This window comes from Posidoniimonas polymericola, assembly GCF_007859935.1.
GTDB classification, from domain to species: Bacteria; Planctomycetota; Planctomycetia; order Pirellulales; family Lacipirellulaceae; genus Posidoniimonas; species Posidoniimonas polymericola.
Genome location: NZ_SJPO01000003.1, coordinates 1 through 21791 on the forward strand (window position 1 = coordinate 1; position 21791 = coordinate 21791).

The 21791-nt window shown below is 67.2% G+C and carries 11 protein-coding genes; all 11 read right to left on the reverse strand.

What is annotated here, in order from left to right; all coding sequences use genetic code 11:
* Nucleotides 1–130: 130 nt before the first annotated feature.
* Complete coding sequence (locus Pla123a_RS06835) at nt 131–1213, reverse strand: leucine-rich repeat domain-containing protein (protein WP_146585234.1); 1083 nt, start codon at nt 1211–1213, stop codon at nt 131–133.
* 180 nt (nt 1214–1393) lie between these two features.
* On the reverse strand, nt 1394–3418 hold the full coding sequence (locus Pla123a_RS06840) for a glycoside hydrolase family 127 protein (RefSeq protein ID WP_197527758.1): 2025 nt from the start codon (nt 3416–3418) through the stop codon (nt 1394–1396).
* Nucleotides 3419–3594: 176 nt separating this feature from the next.
* The gene (locus tag Pla123a_RS06845; RefSeq protein ID WP_197527759.1) at nt 3595–5139 is read right to left on the reverse strand and encodes a DUF5060 domain-containing protein; all 1545 of its coding nucleotides are present in this window, start codon (nt 5137–5139) and stop codon (nt 3595–3597) included.
* 156 nt (nt 5140–5295) lie between these two features.
* Complete coding sequence (locus Pla123a_RS06850) at nt 5296–7662, reverse strand: glycoside hydrolase family 95 protein (RefSeq protein WP_146585241.1); 2367 nt, start codon at nt 7660–7662, stop codon at nt 5296–5298.
* Entirely contained in the window at nt 7659–9272 is a 1614-nt protein-coding gene (locus tag Pla123a_RS06855) for an MGH1-like glycoside hydrolase domain-containing protein (protein ID WP_197527760.1), read from the reverse strand. The genes Pla123a_RS06850 and Pla123a_RS06855 overlap by 4 nt, the downstream gene beginning before the upstream one ends.
* Entirely contained in the window at nt 9244–10911 is a 1668-nt protein-coding gene (locus tag Pla123a_RS06860) for a pectate lyase family protein (protein WP_197527761.1), read from the reverse strand. Before Pla123a_RS06860 ends, Pla123a_RS06855 begins: the two co-directional genes overlap by 29 nt.
* 2 nt (nt 10912–10913) lie before the next feature.
* Complete coding sequence (locus tag Pla123a_RS06865) at nt 10914–11588, reverse strand: DUF3826 domain-containing protein (RefSeq protein ID WP_146585243.1); 675 nt, start codon at nt 11586–11588, stop codon at nt 10914–10916.
* Nucleotides 11589–11706: 118 nt separating this feature from the next.
* A complete protein-coding gene (locus tag Pla123a_RS06870) occupies nt 11707–14985 on the reverse strand; it encodes an autotransporter-associated beta strand repeat-containing protein (protein WP_146585245.1) in 3279 nt (1092 codons plus the stop codon).
* Between the two features lie 321 nt (nt 14986–15306).
* Nucleotides 15307–16359 carry a PEP-CTERM sorting domain-containing protein gene (locus Pla123a_RS06875; RefSeq protein WP_146585247.1) on the reverse strand — a complete coding sequence of 351 codons (1053 nt, stop codon included), beginning with the start codon at nt 16357–16359 and terminating at the stop codon, nt 15307–15309.
* Between the two features lie 617 nt (nt 16360–16976).
* A complete protein-coding gene (locus tag Pla123a_RS06880) occupies nt 16977–19133 on the reverse strand; it encodes a pectate lyase family protein (protein WP_146585248.1) in 2157 nt (718 codons plus the stop codon).
* 38 nt (nt 19134–19171) lie between these two features.
* On the reverse strand, nt 19172–21619 hold the full coding sequence (locus Pla123a_RS06885; protein WP_146585250.1) for a glycoside hydrolase family 2 TIM barrel-domain containing protein: 2448 nt from the start codon (nt 21617–21619) through the stop codon (nt 19172–19174).
* Between the last annotated feature and the right edge of the window lie 172 nt (nt 21620–21791).

The following is a 21791-nucleotide window of genomic DNA, read 5'->3' on the forward strand; positions in this document are numbered from 1 at the left end:
CACACCGCCCAAAATCCTCAAGGCGACCAAACTGCAAGTACAAACCGCTAACCAACTCAGAGGGTTAACGGCGTAAAGTGCCACCAGCCGCCCGGCTTTGAAAACAATGGATGAAATATCCGGGTTAACCTCAATCTCGTATCAATTCGCACCTAGGCAATACTTGCTGCAGCCGCTTGAAGCCATCGTTTGAGATCTTTGTACCCTTCGCCCACAGGCGTTCAAGGCTCACTAAGCGACTGAGGTTGGGAACAACTTCGTCACCAAGAGGTGTGTTCTCAATCCAAAGGGTTTTGAGATGATTGAGTCGTTCAAGTGAAGCTGTGCTTCTTGCGGTGATACTGGCTCCACATATTGATACGGTTTTCAGTCGCTCAAGTTGAGTAAGGTAGTTGATGCCGCTATCTGTGACCTTTTTGCAGTTTCCTCCGGCGTAGAACTGTTCTAGGTTTACAAACTGCCCAATCTGCTTCAATCCACGGTCTGTGATTGGGCATTTCTCCAAGTTCAGATCACGCAATGCGAGTGCATACTGCGCATCGGCAAATCCCTCGCCGCTCACGCTGGTGTTGCTGAAGTCGAGCTTCTCTAGTTTGGTGAGCTGCGCGAGGCGCCGCACGCCGTCGTCTGTCAGGTCGGTCAAGCGGAGATCGATCTCGCGGAGATTCTGACAGTGGGCGACCGACGCGAGCACTAGGTCGGCGTCGGTCGTGTGTCTGCCATAGGAAAGCCGCACCAAATCCTCGAGCTTGTTTTGACAGGTGAGGTTGACCATAGCATGGCCACTGACCTTGCTGACCGAGACCTTGAGCCTAGTAAGCTTTGTCCACCCGGCCAGGTATAGGAGGTCGGCATCCTTGAAGGGGTTTTCCAAAGGTTCCGAGCCCACCTCATAAACCTCAGCCGAGGCGACGCTGCGGAGGGGCTCAACCCGCTCAAGAATCTCTTTAATGGCCATGCCGTCGCCGGAGAGAACGCCAATCCCAACGTCGATCACCCTCCCTGCCTCGTCGGTCTTGAAAATGGGGCTGAAGTCCGTTTTCTCTTCGAGTGCAAGCAGGTACTCGACGATTTCGGCGTCCACTCCCCCCTTGACCCTTACCGGCGGCGGATCGTCGTCTGTGTCCGGGTAGCGGGCCTCTATCTCGCGGACCCATTGCAGCAGCCTCTCGTTAATGTCATCTCCGGCATTCTCGTCTGGTTCTTTCGCCACCACTCGGGCTCCTAGTAAGGCAAGAATCAATCCTACGACGATGATACGCCGGGCGCCATGCCCACGCTCGCGTGGGCATACCTCGTGGGAGCACGAAGCGTTTGATCAGTCGGGCCGCCTCGTCAACGAACGATCGGCCGGTTCTTCCATGATGGTTGGCGGCGGGACGCTCCGCCGCCGTCAGTCCCGCGGCAGCCAGACTGACATCTCGCCCGGGCCGCGGTTGCCCCAGGCGTAGTACGGGACCAGCTTTGCCTTGACCCGTTCGCCGGGGTCGGCGCTAGCCGGGCGGTAGAGCGACGACCACGCCTGCTGGTCGCGCTGCAATAAATCGGTGGTGATGGTGGTGACGCCGCCGAGCAGGTCGGGCTCGAATCGCGGGGTCAGCTCGGCGTCGGCCGGCAGGGCGAGCTGGTCGACGCGGACGCCGGCCGGCAGGTCGGCCGCCTCCAGGCAGTAGACCACCGGGCCCCGTTTGACGGCCAGTTGGTTGCGCGTCTCCTCGACGCGGGGGTTCGACTCGAGCAGCACGACCGGCATCGGCAGGTCGAGCTTCACGGTGTCGCCCGGCTTCCAGCGACGGCGGATCGATGCGTACCCATTCGCGTCGGCGGTGGCGTCGGTCTCCTCATCGTTGACTTGGAGCGTCGCGCCGTCGCACCAGCCGGGGATTCGCAGCGCGAGGGCGAACTCGGCGTTGGGGCACTCGTCGATCGTTAGCGTGACCGCACCGTCCCACGGGTAGTCGGTCTGCTGAGTCACCCGCAGCCGCCCGCCGGCCAGCTCGGTTGAGAGCTTGTTGGCGCCGTACAGGTGGACCCACAGCGCGTCGTCCGACTTGCTGTAGGCGTAGCCGCTCAGCTCGGCGAGCGTGCGGACCACGTTGGGCGGGCAGCAGAACGACACGATGAACGGCTCGCGCGAGCGGCGCCACCGCAGGTCGGCCGGCTCGGGGTCGAGACGCCGCAGGGGGTTCACGTACAGGTAGTCGTCGCCCGCGAGGCCGACGCCCGACAGGACCGCGTTGTGCATCGCCAGCTCGATCCAGTCGGCGTGCTTCGCTTCGCCGGTGGCGAGCAGCATCCGCCAGTTCCAGAAGACGGCGCCGAGGGCGGCGCAGGTCTCGTTGTGGGCGGTGGTGTTGGGGAGCTGGTAGTTGCGCCCGTACGCCTGGTGGGTGCGGGTGATCTCGCCCTGCGCGGCCGACCCGTCGGGCGAGGCGCCGTCGTACAGCGCGCCGCACGCGCCGGTGACGTATAGCTTCTTCTCGGTGACGTTCCGCCACACGGCGTCGAGCGGCCCGCGGAGCCGGGGGTCGCCGGTCTCCAGCAGCAGGTCGGCGACGCCGGCGTACAGGTAGTTCGCCCGCACGGCGTGGCCGACCGCCTCGCGCTGCTCGAGGAAGGGCACGCGGTCCTGGTTGTCGTCGCCGCCGTCGGTGATCAGGTCGCGCATCGCCAGGAAGTGCTCCGCCAGGCGGAGGTAACGCTGGTCGCCGGTGGTGCGGTACAGCTCGACCGCGCCCATGTAGTGCGACGGGCAGACCGAGTTGCGGGCGATCTCGGGCGTGGGGTTGGCGAACGCCCGCTCGAGGAAGCCGGCCGCCCGCTTGGCCGCGTCGAGCAGCTCGGTCGAGCCGGTCACCCGGTAGTGGACGCACCCTGTGGTCATCAGGTGGCCCATGTTGTAGACCTCGAAGTCGTGCCGGTCGGAGAGCGGCTGGGCGGTGGGGTCGCCGTTCTTGGCGCGGATCAGCACCGGCGTGTGGAGGTAGCCATCGTCGCGCTGGGCGGCGACGATCGCGCGGACCGACCGGTCGACCGCCGCGCGGAGCTCTCCATTAGGCTCGACCGCGAGCATCGCGCAGGCGGCCTCGATCCACTTGTAGAAGTCGCCGTCGTTCCAGGCGGCGCCGTGGTAGTCCCCCTCGGCCTGGCCGGCGGCAATCAGGAAGTGGCCGAGGAACGGCTTGTAGCGTCCGCTCTCCATGATGTCCCCCATGGTCGGGATCGACCGCTCGCGGCACACCCGGTACCGCTCGGCCCAGAAGCCGTCGGTCCACTGGGCCTGCTCGACGCCGATCGGCCGCAGCACCGCGTGGGGGCTGGTGGTGGTGTCGGCGATGGGGAGGACCGGTTCGGCGGCGCCAACACAGGCGCTGAATAGAAGAGTAAGTCCGAGCGCGCTGGAAAGGCTTGCCAGCATGTGTCCCCCTCCCCCTCGTGGGGAGGGGCTAGGGGAGGGGGGAGGCCCTGGAGCAGCTGACTGCCCGCGGTTCACCCGTGGGCCAAATCCGTCCGCGGGGCCGCCCCCCTCCCCGGCCCTCCCCACGAGGGGGAGGGAGTAAGCGCGCGGCTTCGCCGCGGTGTATTTGCTGGCCATTATTCACTCTTCTCCACCCGCTCAATCCGCACACACTGGTAGGGCCGACTCGGCAGCGGGACTGTGCGTTCATTCTCATCTGCAAACAAGTACGGCGTCTGCTGCTTGACGACAAACTCGCCGTCGATCGGCGTGACGGTCATGTTCCACGCGTCGAGCACGTCGACGCGGAATCGCATCCCGTCCTCGAGGCCGTGCTTCGGCAGGACGAAGTACCACTCTTCGGGCGACTGTTTGCCGAGGTAGACCAGGTAGTACGCGCCCGGCTGGCCGGCGATGCGGGGGTGCTGCCACTTGTCGATCGGGTCGATGCCAGCAGCTGGGGCGTTGTCGAGCACCTGCTTGAGGAACGCGAGCCGCGCGGGGCTCTGGCCCTTGAGCACGCCGCCCTTGGCCCACCACAGGATGTCGTCGTCGGCCAGGTAGCACTCGCCGTGCGTCGGGTAGCAGCCGGCGATGATCGTGTTCCAGCAGCGGTGCGTCATCTCCTCGGCCGACAGGTTGCCCCACCGCTTGGGGATGTCGCCCTCGTACTTGATCTCGTCGAGCAGGATCGGCTTGCGGTAGGCGTCGCGGTACAGGACGGCGCGGCCCGGGTCCTCGGCGGCCGAGCCGTTCTGGATGCTGGCGTGCGTCAGCCGCGGGTTGGTGTGGTTGTAGATCTGAAAGCCGTTGTGGATGCTGGTCAGCCGGCCGTACGGGTCGGCGTCGGTCACGACCCGGATCATCCGGTCCCAGTCCGACTCCTCTTTCTCTTTCATGAAGTCGTACTCGTTGGCCAGCGACCACCAGACGTTGCGGAACGCGGCCAGCCGGCTCACCACGTACCGCAGGTAGCGGTCGTCGGCCTCGGCGGGCATGCGGTCGAAGCCCCAGTGCCCCTTGTCGTACGGGTGCAGCAGGATCAAGTCGGCCTGGATGCCGAGCCCGGCGAGCTGGTCGATCCGCCGCTCGAGTTGCCGGAAGAACTCGGGATTAAAGCGATCGAATTCCCACTGGTCGGGCGGCGTGCCTTCAAGGGCGTAGCTCGGCGGCTCGTTCTCGTTCCAGGTGTACCGCTTGGGGAACACGCACATCCGCACCTTGTTGAACGGCGCGGCGGCGAGGGTTTCGAGCGTCCGCTCCTGCAGCTCGTCGGGCTGCGAGGTCCACGCGTAGCAGGTGGTGCCGAGCGGCTTGAACGGCGTCCCGTCGGCGTAGGCGAAGTGGAACTGGCGCGCAACGCGGACCGGGCCGTGGTTGTCGCCGGTCGGCGGCGCGGCGGTGATCGAACCGCGCTGGCCGTCGAGCTGCTTGGCGTTGCTCGAGGTGACGTAGCTCCACTCGCCGACGGTCGGCGGCGAGAACCGCACGCGGTACACGCCGTCGCCGTCGTAGAAGCCGGCGGCCGTGATCCGCTGATCGGCCTGGGTGAACTCGGCGGTGAGCTTCACGTCGACGAACGGGTTGCCCGTGGCCGGGCCTGTAAGCTTGAGCTCGCAGCGGCCCCACTGGTCGCAATTGGCCGCCGCGATCGTTTGAGCAACGCCTGACAAGAGGGTCACTACAAGAATTGTGAGCGACCACGGAGGATTGGCCCGTCGACAAATGGGGGCAGGCACTGAGCGACAACGGCTGGCCATTGGCGCCAAGACCCCCCAAAGCACAGAGCCAGTCCCCATTTGTCGACTCGGTTTCATGGTGAGTAAGTCGCGATCGTGCTAACGCAGCATTGCCGCACCGGGGTGGATCGTCGTGCTCTCGCCGGCCGCGAGGTCGGAGTCGGAGTAGTGTGCCCCGAACACAAAACGGAAGCGTCCATCAAGATTGGATTGCACGACACACTCCTCGAACCGACCGTCCTTCCACTTGATGTCGATCACCAGCCCGTCGCGCGTGCAGAGTCCCTTCACTTCGCCGTCGGGCCAGGCGGAGGGGAGGGCGGGGAGCAGCTCGATCAGCCGGCGGCCGTCGTCGGTGGTGCGGTGCGACTGCACGAGCATCTCGCAGATGCCCGAGGTCGCGCCGAAGTTGCCGTCGATCTGGAAGGGGGGGTGGGCGTCGAACAGGTTGGCGTACACGCCGCCGCCGCGGTAGTCGGTCAGCGGCGACTCGGTCAGCGTTAGCAGGCCACGCAGCACCTTCTCGGCCCGGTCGCCGTCGCGGAGCCGGGCCCACAGGTTGATCTTCCACGCGCGGGACCAGCCGGTGCCCTCGTCGCCCCGTTGTTCGAGCGACGTGCGGGCCGCGTCGAACAGATCGGGCGTGTCGGGGGTGATCTCGTCGCCCGGGAACACGCCCCACAGGTGTGACACGTGCCGGTGTCGGTTCGACGGGTTGTCGACGTCTTCGATCCACTCCTGGAGCTGGCCGTGCTGGCCGATCTGGTTGGGGGCGATCCGGGCGCTGAGCGACCGCAGCTCGCCACGCAGGTCGGCGTCGACGTCGAGTTGCTCGCTGGCGGCGATGGTGTACTCGAACAACGCGCGGATGATCTGGTGGTCCATGGTCGGGCCCATCACCAGTCCGCCCTGCTCGGGCGAGTTGCTCGGTCCGCTGATGAGCAGGCCCTGGTCGTTGCGGGGGTCTTCGACCAGGTAGTCGACGAAGAACGTCGAGGCGCCCTTCAGTAGCGGGTACGCGGTGTGGCGGAGGAACTCCTCGTCACCGCTAAAGGCGTAGCGGTTCCAGAGGTGCTGGCAGAGCCACGCGCCGCCGGTCGGCCAGATGCCGTGGTTCGAGGCGTTGATTGGCGCCGCGCCGCGCCACAGGTCGAAGTTGTGGTGGACGACCCAGCCCGGCGCGTTGTAGTGCTCGCGGGCCACCTCGGCGCCGGACTCCGACAGCTCGCCGATTGCGTCGTACAACGGCTCGGCGCACTCCGGCAGGTTGCACGGGTCGGTCAGCCAGTAGTTCATCTCGGTGTTGATGTTGATCGTGTACTTGCTGCCCCAGGCCGGCTGGAGGTCCTCGTTCCACAGGCCCTGCAGGTTGGCGGGCTGCCCGCCGGGGCGGCTGCTGGCGATCATCAGGTAGCGGCCGTAGTCGAACAGCAGCTCGGCGAGTTTCGGATCGGCTTGGCCCTGGCTGGCGAGCACCCACTGGTCGGTCGGCTTGTCGCTCACCTCGCCGGCGAGCTCGAGCGACACCCGCCGGTACAGCGACTGGTGGTCTTCGGTGTGACGGTCGACGAGCTGCTGGTACTCGCGTTCGGACGCCGGCTGGAGGTCGGCCTCGCTGCGGGCGGTCGGGTCGCCCGAGAGGTCCCGGTAGCCGAGGTGATTGCTGCGGGCGGTCAGGAGCAGCGTCGCGTGCGAGGCGCCGCTGACCGACAGGGCGTCGCCATCGCGGCCTAGCTGGCCGTCGGTCTCTGTGATGCGGGCGTGGGCGGCGAAGCGGACCTGGTCCTCGTCGCTATTGCCGACCCGGCCGGTGAGCAGCAGCGTGCGGTCGTCGGACGACTTGGTCTGCGACTGTTCGTGCGGTGCTGTGAGCCTCGCCTGGAACGACAGGCCGCCGGCCTGGTCGCAGCTCAGGCGGATGACGATCGCGTTGTCCGGGTAGCTGGCGAGCGTCGTGCGGGTGTAGGTGCGTTCGCCCACGCGGTAGCTGGTGGTGACGCGCGCCGTGTCGAGGTCGAGGGCCCGGTGGTAGCTCTCGGGCTCGCCTTGGTGGTTGAACGCGATGAGGAGGTCGCCGCACGGCTGGTAGTCTCGCTGGCGGACCGGTTCGGACATGAACTCGCTCATGGCTAGCTTCTCGGCCTCGGCCTGCTTGCCGGCGAGCAGCAGCTCCCGCAGTTTCGGCAAGACCTTCGCGGCGCCAGCGTGGGCGTAGCTGTGGGGGCCGCCATTCCAGACGCTGTCCTCGTTGAACTGCCACCGCGCCTCGGCGACGCCGCCCATCACCATCGCGCCCAGGCGGCCGTTGCCGACCGGCAGGCCCTCGGTCCACTGCCCGGCCGGGTGGTCGAGCCAGATGACGCCGCCGTCGGCGTTGGGATCCGCGGCGTACGCACTGCTCGTTGTCAGCGTGGCCGCGATCGCAAGCAACGCGAGGGCCAACGCCGATTGGATTCGCAGAGTCATGGGTCTCGTTCCTGAGTGGCGGACGGTAGCTCGCTCGATACGCGTTCGAGGCGAGGCGAGTTGGCGACCGGCTCCCCATCGACGATCAGGGTGAGTCCGGCGCCGCGGCCGTAGCGTTGGCCGTCGCGGTCCCACAAGACAGTCACGTTGTGCCCGTGGTACGCGACGTCTTCCAAGCAGAACCAGTCCCAAGCGTCGGCCGGGAGGAGCGGGTCGACCACCAGGATACCATCCTCGCGGGGCACAATGCCAATCAGGCCGTTGATGACCAGATCGTTGAAGGTCGAGTGGTTGTAGTAGCGGCTCCGCTGCGCCTTGGGGCCGGTGATCAGCCACTCGCCGGTGACCTCGTCGTGGTACTCGCCGATGTAGGCGGCGCCGTGCTGCTTGTGGCTTTCCATGTAGCGGAGCAGCTGCTCAAAGTAGTCGGCCCGGCCGACAACGTCTTGCTGCGGCCCCCGCAGCAGGTTGGCCATTCCGGTCAGCGTCTGGCTGGTGGCGAACGGCCACACGGCGCCGTCCCACTCGCAAGTGCCCGTGCCGTGCGTGCGGAACGCCGGGTGGCGGCGCTCGGCGGTGGTCAGCCCGGCCGGCGCCCAGAAGCCTTGACGGTCCTTGAGCTGCGCCCAAGCCGCGGTGTGCTCGGGGCCCGCTAGGTCGAACACCCATGGGATGAAGCCAATCGCCTCGCGGGCGTCGGACAGCCCGCCCGACTCGAGCCGCACCTTGAAGAATCCCGCGTCGGCGTCCCACATCGCGTCGATCATCTGCTTGTGCAGACGGTCAGCCTTGTCGGCGTAAGCCGCGGCCAGGTCGCCGCGGCCGGCCCGTTCGGCGATGGCGGCAATCGCCCGGGCGTTGGCGACCATGTAGCTGTTGATCGTCGGCCGGACGTTCTTCACCCGGCGGCCGCCGCTGATTGACTCTTCCATGCCGTCGCGGACGTCGTGCTGCCAGAAGAGGCCGCTAGGGAGTTGGCGTTCGGCTTCCCACGCCTGGTAGTCGGCGAGCAGGGCGTCGAGCTGCCCGACCAGCCACCGCCAGTCGTCGGTCACCTTGGCCCGCTCAACCAACGCCGCGGCGTTCCAGTTGCTGAACTTGTGGTAGTGCGTCGCGAGGCCGCCGTTGGGGCCGCTCGTCAACCAGAAGCCAAGGTACTCGTCGAGCAGGGCCTGGTCACGCAGCCAGCGGCCCTCGGCGATGTGGTGCCCCACCGCGCACGACACCGTGTTGTACGGCCCGGCGTGGCTGACCGGCGTGAGGAACTCGGTCAGCACCCGCCCCTCGGGCGTGGCGACAATGTGCTTGCGGTAGGTCCACCAGCGGAAGTAGTAGGTCTCGACCAGCCGCGCCGAGGGGCAGTCGAAGCGGGGCGCGTTGTCGAGGATCCAGTCGGCCGCCTCGGCGTTGGAGACCGCGTTCTGGACATCCTCCTGGTCGCACGCGTTGAAACGCTCGACGAATTGTTCAACGAGCTCCCGCGCCTGGTCGCCGCTGAGGATCGACTCGCCGCGGGTGGGGGCGGCAACCGCCAGCAGCAGGGCCGCCGCGACGAGCAACGCCGCCATCAGCAACGAGGGGCTAGAACGACTGCCAGAACAGGTCAACATACGTCCGCGGGGATTGGATAGGCTGGTCACGCGGCGCGGCGGGGTCCTCGCCGTTGAGGAAGGCCTCGATGTTGGTGTAGCCGTCGGAGTTGGCGTCGGCGATGGCGTCAGCGGCGTCGTGCGGGTTGAGGCCGTGCTCCTGCTCCCACTCGTCGGGCATGCCGTCGGCGTCGGCGTCGGCGTAGGGTTCACCGTTGTACTCGGGGTAGCCGCCGACCTGCGAGATGTCGGTCAGGATGCCCTTGCCCTCCTCATAGGTCACCGTGCCGGAGCGGACCATACCGATGATCCGCTCGTCGACCGGGTCGCGGCGGGGCAGCGTGGCGCCGGCGCCCGCCAGCACCAGCTCGTAGGCCTCCTCGGCCGTTTGGATGTCAACGTACGAGTGCGGGTACGGGCGGTCGGAGCGGATCTCGTCGAGCAGCTGCTGGTTGGTCGGAACGCGGACGCCCTTCTTGAGCGGCTCGCGGGGCTGGCCGATGTCGACCTGCACGCCGCCGTCCCAGTTGTCGGCCGTGACCCGTTCGTTCCCCTCAACCACGTTGCCGTCGACGTAGGCCTTGCCGTAGTCCAGCAGGTAGTAGGGGCTGCGGCGGGCCTCGGGCTTGAGGATGCGGTGGGCGATGGGCTGATCCATCGGCGTGACCGGGCCCGGCTTGTAGTAGTTGTTGATCAGCGTGTAGAAGCTGCGATGGTCGCCGCCGTCCACCGTGCGGTGCCGCCAGTTGTACAGCACGTTGTTGATGAAGTTGAAGTCGTAGATCATCCCGACGCTCGGGTTGCGGCCGGTGTTGCACGCCCACAGGTTGTGGTGGAACGTGCTGTTGTAACCGCCCAGCGTGCTGCCGAACGCGTGGTTGTAGGTGTCCAGGCCCTCGCTGAAGATCGAGTTCTGGATCGTGATGTTGACGGTCGGCATCTTGACGTCGGGGCCGCCGTCCTCGGGGCGGTACATGTGGCGGTACATCGACAGGTTCTCGTCGAGCCCCCAGCTGGCCGAGACGTGGTCCAGCATGATGTTGCCGATCGGGTTGCCGCCGAGCGCGTCGTTGCGGTCGCCGACCCAGGTGGCGCCGCGGCGGAACCGCATGTGCCGGATCACGACGTCGTGGGTCTCGAGTTCGACCGTGTCGCCGGCGATGCAGACGCCGTCGCCCGGCGCGGAGCCGCCGTGGATCGTCAGGTACGGCGCCCGGACCACCAGGCGGCTCTTCAACTTGATGACGCCCGCCACGTTGAACACCACGGTGCGGGGTCCGCCCGCCTCGAGGGCGGCGCGGAAGCTGCCGGGGCCGTCGTCGTTAAGGTTAGTTACCACGATCACCCGCCCGCCGCGGCCGCCGAAGCTGTACATGCCGCCCCCCTCGGCGCCCGGGAACGCCGGGATCTCGGCCTGCGGCAGGTCTTCCGGCCGCGCGGCGTCGGGGATGTAGGGCTTGCCCTGCTCGGCGGCGGCCTCGATCGCCGGCAGCGCCCGCTCCCAGGCCTCGTCCGAGCGGAGACGCATCGCCTCGGTCCGCCGCGCGCTCTCGGCCGCGACCTCCGAGGTGATCTTGGGGTACTGGGCGAGGACGCCGCCGCACAGGGACAGGCACAACGCGGCGGTGGCCGCGACGCGGGTCGAACAGTGGCTAGGCATGACTACTCTTGCGGTTTGGATTGGTTGGCGGCCTGCTGCTCGTGCTCGGCGAGCTCCCGCTCGGCCTGCTTCAGGTCGTAGCCGCGTGCAGAAAGGTAGTTGTTGATCCGCCCCTTGTACTTGCCGAACCAGCCGTGCTTCTCGTGCGAAGAGCCGCCCTCCATCGCGTAGTCGCGGGCCTCGACCAGGTTGGCGTAGATGTAACGCTGCTCCTCGTCGGTCAGCCCGGGCAGCAGCTCGCGGTAGGCGCCCATCGTCACGCCCACGACGCCGTAGGTCAGGCCGTCCTTGACCCGGTCGACCTGCTCGGCCGACAGGTCGGCGGACAGCCCGGCCAGGAAGGTCCGCCGCTGCTTCTGCAGGGCGAGCTGCGACTCGTGCTTAGCGAGGGTCCGCGGCTGCTCGTCGCCGCCGGCCAGCTCCTCGAGTTGAGCGTCGCGCGCGTCGTGCAGGTCGCGGAGACCGCGGTAGTAGTCGGCGATGAGCGTCGTGACCCGCTCGGCCTGGGCCGGGTCGCTCAGCTGGAGCTGCGTGACGATCTTCTCGGCACGGCCGCGGACGACCTGGCGGTAGGCGGCCTCGTCCGGCGACAGGTCCTGCGCGGCGTCGACGCCGACAGCCGCGGTCAGCAACGCGCCGGCGGCTAGCAGGAGCACACGGGTGAAGGGTGCGTTCATGTTGGGGGGAGGACGGTAGGGGGCGGGATGAAAAACGCCGCGGCGGGTCGGCCGACTCGCCGCGGCGTTGAGGGTTGGCTGCGGTTGAACCGCGTTGGCCAGCAGGCGGGATGCTTGCTTAGCGGCGCCGGCCCCGCAGGCCGAGTGGCGCGGCCGCCAGCATCAGCACGAGGACCGAAGGCTCGGGCACGGCGCCCGTGTCCAGGCTCGCAGAGGCGAGCGTCGCCCCGTAGTTGCTCTTCCACAGGGCCAGGTCGTTGCCGTCGATGCCGCCTAGGCCGTCGCCGTTGCCGTTGAGGGCGTCCTCGTTGGCGGCGCCGTCGTTGTCACGCCAGACGGTGTAGTCGGCCGCGTTCACGACGCCGTCGCGGTTGAAGTCGCCGGCCAGGTCGCCGATCGCGCCGAGCATGCCGACGTTCAGGATGCCGAGGCCGGTGAACCAATCCCGCTTGTTGTCGGCGCCGGAAGCCAGGCTGCCCCACGTGCCGATCGAGACCGGCAGGTCGTTGAAGTACAGCGAGTTGATGTCGTCGCTGCCGGCGAAGTTCAGGTCGAGCGTGCCGTCCTCAAACAGGCGGACGTCCGAGCTGTCGGCGAGGAAGGCGGCCTCGAGGCTGAGGACACCGTCTTCGACAATCGTGTCGCCGGTGTAGTTGTTGGCGGCGTTGCTAAGCACCCACTTGCCCGCGCCGGACTTCTCGACGCCCACCACGCCGCTGTTGGCGGAGTCGACGATCTGGGCCGCCAGGCGGTTGTCGCCCGCATTGTCGCCGGTAAGCGTCAGGTAGCGATCGACCTCCGTGAAGCTGACGGTCGTGTTGGTGGCGAAGGTGCCCTCTTCGACCGCGTTGCTGAGGGCGACGCGGGTCGGGCTGAGGATCCTCGTTATCACGGTGTCGTCCGGGATCAGGTTGCCGCTGACCCCCATGCCGATGAGCAGGTCGCTGGTGTCGCCGAGGTCGTAGAGGTCGCCGCCAAGGGTTCCGCCACGCTTCTCGAACGAGTCGACGATGCCCCCCCGCGACTGCGCGGTGTCCATGGTCAGGGCGTCGGTGCTGGTAAAGTTGATGGCCCCCGTTCCCGAGGCGTCAAGCGTGGCGCCGGCGGTGCCGATGGTAAACTGCCGGTTGGTGCTGCCGGCGGCGCCCTCGTAGCGGAGGGTCGAGCCCTGGATCAGCAGGCTGCCGGCCGAGGTCGACGAGCCGATGCTGCTGGCGCCGTCCGCCAGGCTGGCGACCGCCAGCGTGGTGCCCTGCAGCTGCTCTTCTTCGGCCAGCGCTACGTCGTCCGCGGCGGCCTGGTCCTGCAGCGTCGAGTGGTACCGGGCCAGGATCTTGGTGGACAGCGCGTTGGTGGTCGTGCCGGTGAGACGCACCATGCCTAGCCGCTCGCGGTCCTCGCCGTTGGGGTTCTTGTAGTCGCCACCATTGGTGACGACCAGGTTTGGGGCGCCCGCCAGCTTGCTGGCCGCGATGGTCAGCGTGCCGCTGCCGCCACCCAGGCGGTAGGTGCTGTTCGCCGGCGTAATCGTGCCGGTGAAGGTCATCCCGCCCTCGGGGGCCGCCAGGGTCATGTCCTGGAAGCGGGCCATGTTGCCCGTTGTGAAGTTGATCGCTGCAGCGGCGTCGGCCGCGGTGGTCAGCATCAGACCGCCGTTGTCGTACTCGCTAAAGCCGGGGACTTCGCTGTTCGGGAACAGTCCGGGGTAGGTCGGACGCATCGCGAAGTTACTGAAGCGGTTTGCGAAGTTGCCCGAGCCGTTGTTGACGGCGGCGATCGTGCCGGTGTCGACGCCGATCGCGCCGCCGGTAGACCGGACCGTGCCGCTGGCGGCGCCCATGTCGCCGATGGCGGCGAAGTGGAGGTTGCCGCCGCTGATCAGGATGGTGTCGGAGGTCGGGTTGGAGGTGCCGGCTTTGAAGGTGTTGGTGGCGCCGTGCAGGCTTGACTCAACCACAACCGTGCCGGTTCCCAGCTTCTGGAACATGGTGGTCTGAGGGCCGCCGCTGTCGAGGAACGCGTTCGCCGCATTGGCGATCACGCCCTGGATAACGGTGCGGCCGCTGCCGTCGAATGTGTAGATGTTCTCGGGGTTCTCCGAGGTGTAGATCCGCCCTGTCATGGTGAACGTTGCGCCCGGTTCTAGGTTGTTCACCCAGCCGGCGCTGTTGGAAGCCGGCGCGTTGCCGGTGAGCTTCAGCGAGTGCTGCCCCTTCACGGTGAAGTCGTGCGGGACGTTCCAGGGGTTGGTGATCACCCGCTCCAGCCCGACCGCCGATTCGCCGACGCCCGGCTCAACAATCAGGTTGTAGCCGATTTGGTTGGCGGGGTTGCCGTTCTGCACCGTGCCGGTGGGCCCGAACGCGTTGTTGCTCCGGAGGATCACGTTGCCGCGGTCGATAGTGGTGCCGCCGGTATAGGTGTTGTCGTAGAGCACGACCGTGCCGAGCGGCACCGCCTCGTCGGCGCGGCTCTGGGTTCCCAGACGCAGCTTGCCCGGTCCGCTGATCCCGCCCGCGAGGTCGATGATGCCGTGGGCGAAGCCCTGGCCGAATTCGGTATTGTCGTCGTTGAGGAACTGCGGGGTGCCAGGACCGCCGCCGTTGAGCGTCAGCGCCTGGTCGGTCGGGGTCATATCGGCGTTGAGGACCTTGTCGTCCACGGTCACGAGCGGGCCGGTCACCAGCAGGCGGGGCTGGTTGTCGATCCCGACGGCCGGGTTGTACGTGCCGATGTGGCTGCGGAAGATCGTGTTGTTGGAGGTCGTGTCGTCGGCCGGGCTGCTGGCGACCTCGTACAGACCGCCCGACAGCGTGAGCGTGCGGGGGCCGGAGAAGTCGATCGACTCGACCGAGCCGATCTTGGCGCTGATGACGTTCGTCGAGGTGCTGCCCAGGCTCGTCACGAGCGACGTTCCGCAGTTGAACGAGCACGTGTAGAAGTCGACCATCGCAGGCGGGTCTTCTTCGTCGTCCGGGTCGGGCTTCACCTCGATGAGCGAGGGCTCGTCCTGCTTGAAGAGCAGGGTGCCCGTGCCGCCGCTGATGGTGGTGGTGCGTCCGTTGACGCCCAGCTTGAGCGAAGAGATGGTGATGTCCGAGTTGCCGATGCTGACATTGAGGTCCGAGGTCAGACCGACCGCCAGGTTGGCGCCGACCACCGGTCCGATCGCTTCGGTGTCGACGTCGGTGTGCATTGGGTCGTCGGGGTAGGTGGCGTTGCCCGGGGGGGCTGTCGGCGCCATCCAGTTCGAGCCGACGGTCCAGTCTTGCACGCCGGCCGGCGCAAGCTTGTTCCACTGGAATTCTTCCAGGGTCGTCTGGGCGTTTGCCGCCGCAGCGCCAAACATCAGACCCGTTGCAGCCAGCAGGGTTGCCGCTTTCTTCGCCCGTTTCATCACCTCGCTTCGCCCCTAGGCGAAGCCTCCTATCCGATCGAGTTACCTGAATCCCGGGCGATCCGCCCGCGGTGTATGCGCTGTTCCTGGCGCAAGAATCAAACCCCGGCCAAGCGCGTGACTTTGGTGAGAATAGTCACCGCGTGGGGTCTGAGTCGCTTGATTTGTAGTTGACCGATCTGCACGGCCGTGGTGGCGACGGTTTGGAAAAGGCGGTCGTTAGGGCCTGCGTGCGGCGTGCGGCGCCCGCGGCATTGCCACGGGCGCCGCGCTGCACGACTCCAACCTGACGGGCAAGCCCACCAAGTCGCTTTCTATCAACTAGCTGCGGCGACGAGCGCCGGCGAGGCCGAGGCCGCACAGCCCAAGGAGGGCCAGCGAGGCGGGCTCGGGAACCACCTGCCCGACGTACGGGGTAACCGAACCCCAGTTCAGGCCGACGCGGATCTCGTCGAAGGCCATCACGGAACCGCTGCGGTTGCCGCTGAAGTTACCGGCGGCCAGGGCGACGCCCGTCTGAGCGACATCGTACGGGGCGACGTCGTTGTCGAGGACGTACTTCACCAGGTCGGGAGCGCCCGCGGCGCCTTCCGACGAGAGGAGCGGGTTGAACCAGACCTCGACCAGGTCGGGGACAAAGTTCGGGTCATTCACGTCGAGGACGCCCGGGGTGACCTTCACAACCACAAACTGCTGGTTGTAGGAGAACCGCACGTCGCTGACCTGGTCCTCGGCGGCCGAGTTCTTGGCGCGGAGGGTCCAGGCGTCCTTCTTTACGCCGACGCCACCGATCTGGACCGCTTCGCCGAAGCGGTTGCCGTTGACCAGAGTGTAGTGGGCGTTGCGAGAGTAGCCGTTCGGGGCGTTGACGGTCGTGTCGGCGATCATGTCGCCGTTCGTGTCGACAACAACCGGATCGAGCACGCCACGCCGTTCGGCGATGAACGACTGGTAGTAAGAGTTGCCCGGGCCGACCAGCTCACCCATGTTTGTGGCGCCGGTGGCGGACAGGTCGAGGTTGCGGAACCACTGGGCGTTCTTGTTTGAGCCCGAGCCAGCCGCGTCCGCGTTGTCGGGGAGCAGGCCGTTCCAGTCGACCAGGCCGTAGCCGCCGGAGGTCGCCAGCACGCGGCCGTCGGTGTCTTGATAGCCGAGGCTGCCGACGACAGCACGCAGGCTGTTCTCGACGCCGTTGGAGCTGTTGCGGGCCCAGTCGGCGGACCAGCCGGTGCCGGTGTCGGCGCCGGCGCCGAGGCCAATGTCGGTGCCGTCCGCGTAATCAAAGCCTTCGTAGGCGAGAAGTGACGCCGCCTTGGCGGGCGTCGCGATGAGAGCCACGGCCAGCAGGCCGAAGCACCAAGTTGTAACTTTCATTAGTTCTCCTCAGGTAGATAAGTGCGTCAATGTTGTCGACAGCGAAGCGTTGCCGCGACGCGAAGCAAAGAAATAGAAGCAGTCAGTAGAGCGTTGGTGGAATGCCGGCCGCGCAGACAATCCCCGCCGCAATTAGCTCATGAGCGACCCTCCCGTCACTGCAGATGGCTCCAGGTCGTACATCGGGTGAAAAGCGAACGAGACGAATGCCGCACCGCAGTCGCGAGATAAGGTCTGGATCAATCGATCCGGTCGTAGCGCCACGGTCTTACCCCCTTATACTAACAACCGTCTGCGAAAAATTGCGATTACCGATCGCCTTTTTTTCAGACGTTCGAGGTCTCCAAATCCTGCGGTATTAAGGACTTCCGTTGCATTCAGGGGCCGTTTGAGGGGCATCGCCCGCAGTCGTCTTACAGGAACCCAACGCTAAGGCATGCGGTGGAGCGCATCGGGAAGGCCCTACTCCTCGCATCGCGGGCGAGCGGCTTAATCTCGCCCCCACGCGACCGGACTCCCAGGCACATGCTACGGCCCTTCAGGGGACAGGGTGATGGCGGGCTGTGGGGGTAGTAGGCCGAGCGGGCCGGGTGGGCTGGCGGCTGGTAAGGGCTGGTTCAGCCGGCCAGCCCGTTCAGGTAGTCTTCGAGGTTGGTGTAGCCATCACCGTTGGGATCGGCGGCCGCGTCGGCCGGGTCGTTAGGATCGAGGTCGTGCTCGAGTTCCCAGGCGTTGGGCAGTCCGTCGGCGTCGGTGTCCCAGTCGGCGGGGCGGTGCTCCTCGGGGTAGTCTTCCCAACCGCCGACATCGTCCTGCGCGTCGGGCAGGCCGGGCATGCCGCTGCGGCTCCCCTGGTAGGTGGTTGTGCCGTCACGGGTCTCGCGGAGCACGCGTTTGTCGTGCTCGTCCAGGCAGGGGACGTTGCAGCCGACATCGGCCAGCACATCGAGGTACGCGTCTTCGGCCGACTCGGTCTGAACGTACGACGGGAAGAACGGCTTGTCGTAGACAAATTCCGAGAGCGGTTCGTCGCGCGGCCCGACAACCCCTGCCAGCGGAGGCTCGGGGCCATAGCGGCCCTCCATCACGTTCCCCTCGACAAAGTAGTCCTGCGGACCGAAGGCGTGATTCCGCTCGGGCTTGAGCACGTGGAACACGGTGGTCGCGGGGCCCGGCTTGTAGTAGTTGGCCACAAACTGCACCTGCTTGGCGCCGCCGTCGGTCGTGCGGTAGCCCCAGTTGTAGACCACGTTGTTGCGGATATCCAACCGGCCGGCGTGGATATCGGCCTGGTCCAGGCCGCCGGCCAGGCTCCAGTTGCGGCCCGCGCAATGGGCCAGCAGGTTGTGGTGGAAGCTGCCGATGTCGCCGCTGATGCTGGCGGCGAACCCGTGCTGCTTGCCGTCCTGGTATTTGCGGTGGCCGGCGATGTTGAGCGCCTCGCTGATCAGGGTCCGCTGCAGCGTGATGTTCTTCGCGCCGCGCGAGCTGAACGACTCGTCCTGCGTCCAGCTGATCGAGCAGTGGTCGACGATCGAGTGGTCACTGCTGGCCATGCCCATGCCGTCGAGGGTCTCGCCGGAGGTATTGCCGGGCCGGACGCGGAGGTAGCGGACGATATTGTCGTGGGCGCCCATCATGCCGAGGTTGAAGTTCGAGATGCAGATCCCCTTGCCCGGCGCCGTCTGGCCGGCGATGGTCAGGTAGTTGTCGCGGATCACGAGGCGGTCCTTGAGGTCGATCCGCCCGCTGACGTCGAACACGATCGTGCGTGGGCCGTCGGCTTCGATCGCCGCCCGCAGGCTCCCCGGCCCGCCGTCGGACAGCGTGGTGACCTTGATGACTCGTCCGCCACGGCCGCCGCGGGCGAACCGTCCGTAGCCCTCGGCGCCCGGAAACGCCAGGTGGCGGACGCGGAACGACCAGACGTCGCCCACGGTGGTGTTTCCGTCGGCGTCGACCGCGTCGACCCGCCAGCAGTAGTGCCGCAGGCTGTCGCTCGGGTCGACTTCCATCACCTGTTTGCTGGAAGTCGTTTCCGCGGGCTCGGCGCTACCCAGGCCTGCGCTTGCTTCCTCGAGGTCTTTGCCGGCAGCCAATCGCACCAGGTACCGCGCCGCTGATCCGCCGCGAGGCGCCTTCCAAGACAGTCGCACCTGGCCGCTGTCGCCGTCGGCGTGCTCGACGAAGTTGGCGGGCGTCGGCGTGGACGCCTGGACGCGGGGGTCGCCGGCGTCGAGTTCGAGGGCGTTGAGCACCACACGACCGTCGGCCGCTTCAAGGGCGACGCTGACCGGCTCGCCCGCGACGGCGTCGAACGTCACGTAGCCGGTGGCGACCTCCTCATTGGTCTGCGCGTTCGTGCTGGGCGTCAGCTCCACGCGGGCGCCAGCTGCGGTGAGGTTCACCTGGCCCACAGGCTGCTTACCCGGTTGGTTGTGGTAGGTGGCGAGCGAGTGCGGCCCAGCCGGCAGGCCCTCGAGAACGATCTCGACCGCGCCGTCGGACTCGACGCCGTCGGCGCCGATAGTGGCGCCGGTCGCCAGGCTCGCCTTCTGCAAGAACCCCCGCACGTTTCCCCGCAGCGTGATCGTGACGCCGTCGAACGCTTGGCTGGCTTCGTTGGTCTCCTTGATTTCCCACTCGTGCCAGCCGAGGGTCTCGGCGTCGCGGCGGCCGCTGGCGGCGCTCAGGTCGACGCGAAGAGACGTGGCGGCGTCCGCCACGGCGGCGGTTAGCAGCAGGGTGGCAACTATCTGGAGTCGGTCGTGCATGGATGTCTTGGGGGGCTGAGCCGCAGCTTGGCCGAAGCCTACTGCGCGGCGTTGAGAGTAAGGCTGGCGGGTTCGAGGCCCTCGGCCTGGGCGGTGAGCGTGACCTCGCCGGGCGATTCGCCACCGCGGAGCACGACCAGCGCCCGGCCGTGGTGCGCGCGGCGCTGGCTGGTGTTGTAGGTCTCGTTGGAGAGCAGGTTGCCGCTGCCGACGCCAATAATCTCGGCCGGGCCTGACAGCGTGTAGGTGACCTGGTGCTCGGCGTTGGGGCGGAGCCGACCGGCGGCGTCCTGGATTTCGACCTCGATGAAGCACAGGTCTTGGCTGTTGGCGTCGAGGTAGCTTTCTTCGGAGGAGAGCGTGATCTGCTGGGCGGGGCCGGCGGTCTTGAGTGTGCTCCGCTCCTGCTCTCGACCGTGTTCGTCGAGTGCAACCGCGGTCAGCTCGCCCGCCGCGTACGGCACGCTCAGCGACCCGACATACCCGCGCTCGGGTCCGGTCGCAACCTCGCCGACCTTCCGGCCATTCAGTTCGATCCGCACCGTCGGCCAGCGGCTGGCAACCTGCACCGTCAGTCGCTCGCCCTCGTGACCAGGCCAGGTCCAGCTGAATCGCAGCGGTTCGGTCGACCACAGGGTCTGCTGCCACTGCCCGTTATCGGGGGCGGGTTCGACGACGGCCACGGCCAGTCGCTCGCCGCGGCCCCAGGCGATATTGCGGAAGTAGGAGATCGGCTTGCGGTACCCGGTGATGTCGATGTCGCCGCACAGGGCGCCGTGGCAAGGGAAGTGCACGCCCTCCCAGTGGGGCAGCGCCACGGCGCCGGGGGGGAACGCCAAGCCGATGCCGGCCTCGCCGAGGTAGTCGATCCCGGACCAGACAAAGTCGCCGATCGCGTAGGGGCGGCCCGCGGCCGCGTCGTGGCTGTAGGCGAGGTCCTTGGGGTAAGACTCGCTGGTGTAGACCACCCGGTCCGGCACGCGGCGGTGGTCGTCGTCGTAGCGGGGCTGCTCGTAGTTGTACCCCACGGCGTCGAGCTCGGCGAATAACGCGTCGAGCCTGCGCCAGTTGTCCTCGCCGATCCCGTTGACGCCAGCCGTGACCGGGCGGGTGGGGTCAAGTTTGTGCGCCAAGCTTGCCATCTCCTTGGCGATCGCCGGGGCGTGGTCGTCGCCGCGCTCGTACATCTCATTGCCGATGCTCCACATGATCACCGCCGGGTGGTTTTGGTCACGGCGGATCATCGCGGCCAGCTCACGGCGCCAGTCCTGCTTGAAGTGCTCGTGGAAGTCGTGCTCGACCTTGGCGGCGGCCCAGCAGTCGAACGCCTCGTCGATGACCAGCAGGCCCAGGCGGTCGCAGGCCGTCAGGAACGCGGTCGAGGGCGGGTTGTGCGAGGTCCGCACCGCGTTGAAGCCGGCGTCTGCCAGGGCCTGCGCCCGACGCTCCTCGGCCTCGTCGTAGGCGGCCGCGCCTAGGCAGCCGTTGTCGTGGTGCACATTGCCGCCGTAGAGGACCACCGGCTCGCCGTTGATCAGCAGCCCACGCTCGGCGTCGACCGTCACGGTCCGCATGCCGAACGAGACGGCGTGCTCGTCCTCAGGACCGAATTCTGGGTCGGCCTGTTCGGGCTCAATCGCCCACAGCGCGGTGTACATCGCCGGGTCCGCGGGGCCCCAGGCTTGAACGTCCATCACGCGGAGCGAGTGCGCAACCGTTTGCGATCCGTCGGCGGGAACACGGACCGGCTGGGTCGCGGCCGCGACCACCTCGCCCGACGCGGCGATGATTTCTAGCCGCAGGCGGCCCACGAACTCGTGGGGCGTCGCGTTGACGACTTCTGCCTCGGCCGAGAGGTTGCAGGTCGTCGCGCCGAGCTTGTCGACCCGCACCACGCAGCTGTCGGGCGTGATCGAGCGGAGCGGCCGGCGCTCGAGCCAGACATGCCGGTAGATGCCCGATCCGCTGTACCAGCGGCTGTTTGGCTGGGCCGAGTTGTCGACGCGGACCGCCAGCACGTGGGGGCCCGGCGACCGCAGCTGCTCGGTCACCTCGAACTGAAACGGGGTGTAGCCGTAGGCGTGCCTGCCGGGTTGCCCATCGGGGCGCCCGTTGTTGAGGCGACGACCATCCAACCAGACCTCGGCGTTGCGGTACACGCCCTCGAACACCAGCCAGCACCGCTCGCCGGGCGAGGCCGCGACCTCGAGTTCACGCCGGTACCAGCCGACCCCGGTCGGGAAGAAGCCGCCCCCGCCGGCGCTCGGCTCGTCGGCAGAACGCGGCAGGCCAATGCTCCAGTCGTGGGGCAGCCGCACGCCGGACCATTCGCTGCTGTCGAACTCGGGTCGCTGGGCGCCCTCGGCATCGCCGAGGTGGAAGAGCCAGTTGTCGGACAGACGCTCGCGCTCGGCGCCGCTGGCGGCGGCGCAGCAGGCCGCCAGGAGAATTGCTGTGAAGCGAGAGATCGTCGTCATCCAGCTCATTGAAACCGCCGAGCGAACGCCGGACAATCAAGCCTGACGGAAAACAAGGCCCGAATCGAGCGGCCCCGTCGTGGAAAACCGGGGACCTCTGCCGCTAGCATAAGTAGAGGCCCCTCAACTACTTCCGTCCAGCCAAGTCACCCCGCAGCCAGGCCCGACTTGTACCCATTCT

Coding starts and splice junctions, on each gene's coding strand:
- Pla123a_RS06840 (WP_197527758.1), bottom strand. CDS start 3,418: ATGCTGGCAAGCCTTTCCAGCGCGCTCGGACTTACTCTTCTATTCAGC.
- Pla123a_RS06850 (WP_146585241.1), bottom strand. CDS start 7,662: ATGACTCTGCGAATCCAATCGGCGTTGGCCCTCGCGTTGCTTGCGATC.
- Pla123a_RS06855 (WP_197527760.1), bottom strand. CDS start 9,272: ATGTTGACCTGTTCTGGCAGTCGTTCTAGCCCCTCGTTGCTGATGGCG.
- Pla123a_RS06860 (WP_197527761.1), bottom strand. CDS start 10,911: ATGCCTAGCCACTGTTCGACCCGCGTCGCGGCCACCGCCGCGTTGTGC.
- Pla123a_RS06865 (WP_146585243.1), bottom strand. CDS start 11,588: ATGAACGCACCCTTCACCCGTGTGCTCCTGCTAGCCGCCGGCGCGTTG.
- Pla123a_RS06870 (WP_146585245.1), bottom strand. CDS start 14,985: ATGAAACGGGCGAAGAAAGCGGCAACCCTGCTGGCTGCAACGGGTCTG.
- Pla123a_RS06875 (WP_146585247.1), bottom strand. CDS start 16,359: ATGAAAGTTACAACTTGGTGCTTCGGCCTGCTGGCCGTGGCTCTCATC.
- Pla123a_RS06880 (WP_146585248.1), bottom strand. CDS start 19,133: ATGCACGACCGACTCCAGATAGTTGCCACCCTGCTGCTAACCGCCGCC.
- Pla123a_RS06885 (WP_146585250.1), bottom strand. CDS start 21,619: ATGAGCTGGATGACGACGATCTCTCGCTTCACAGCAATTCTCCTGGCG.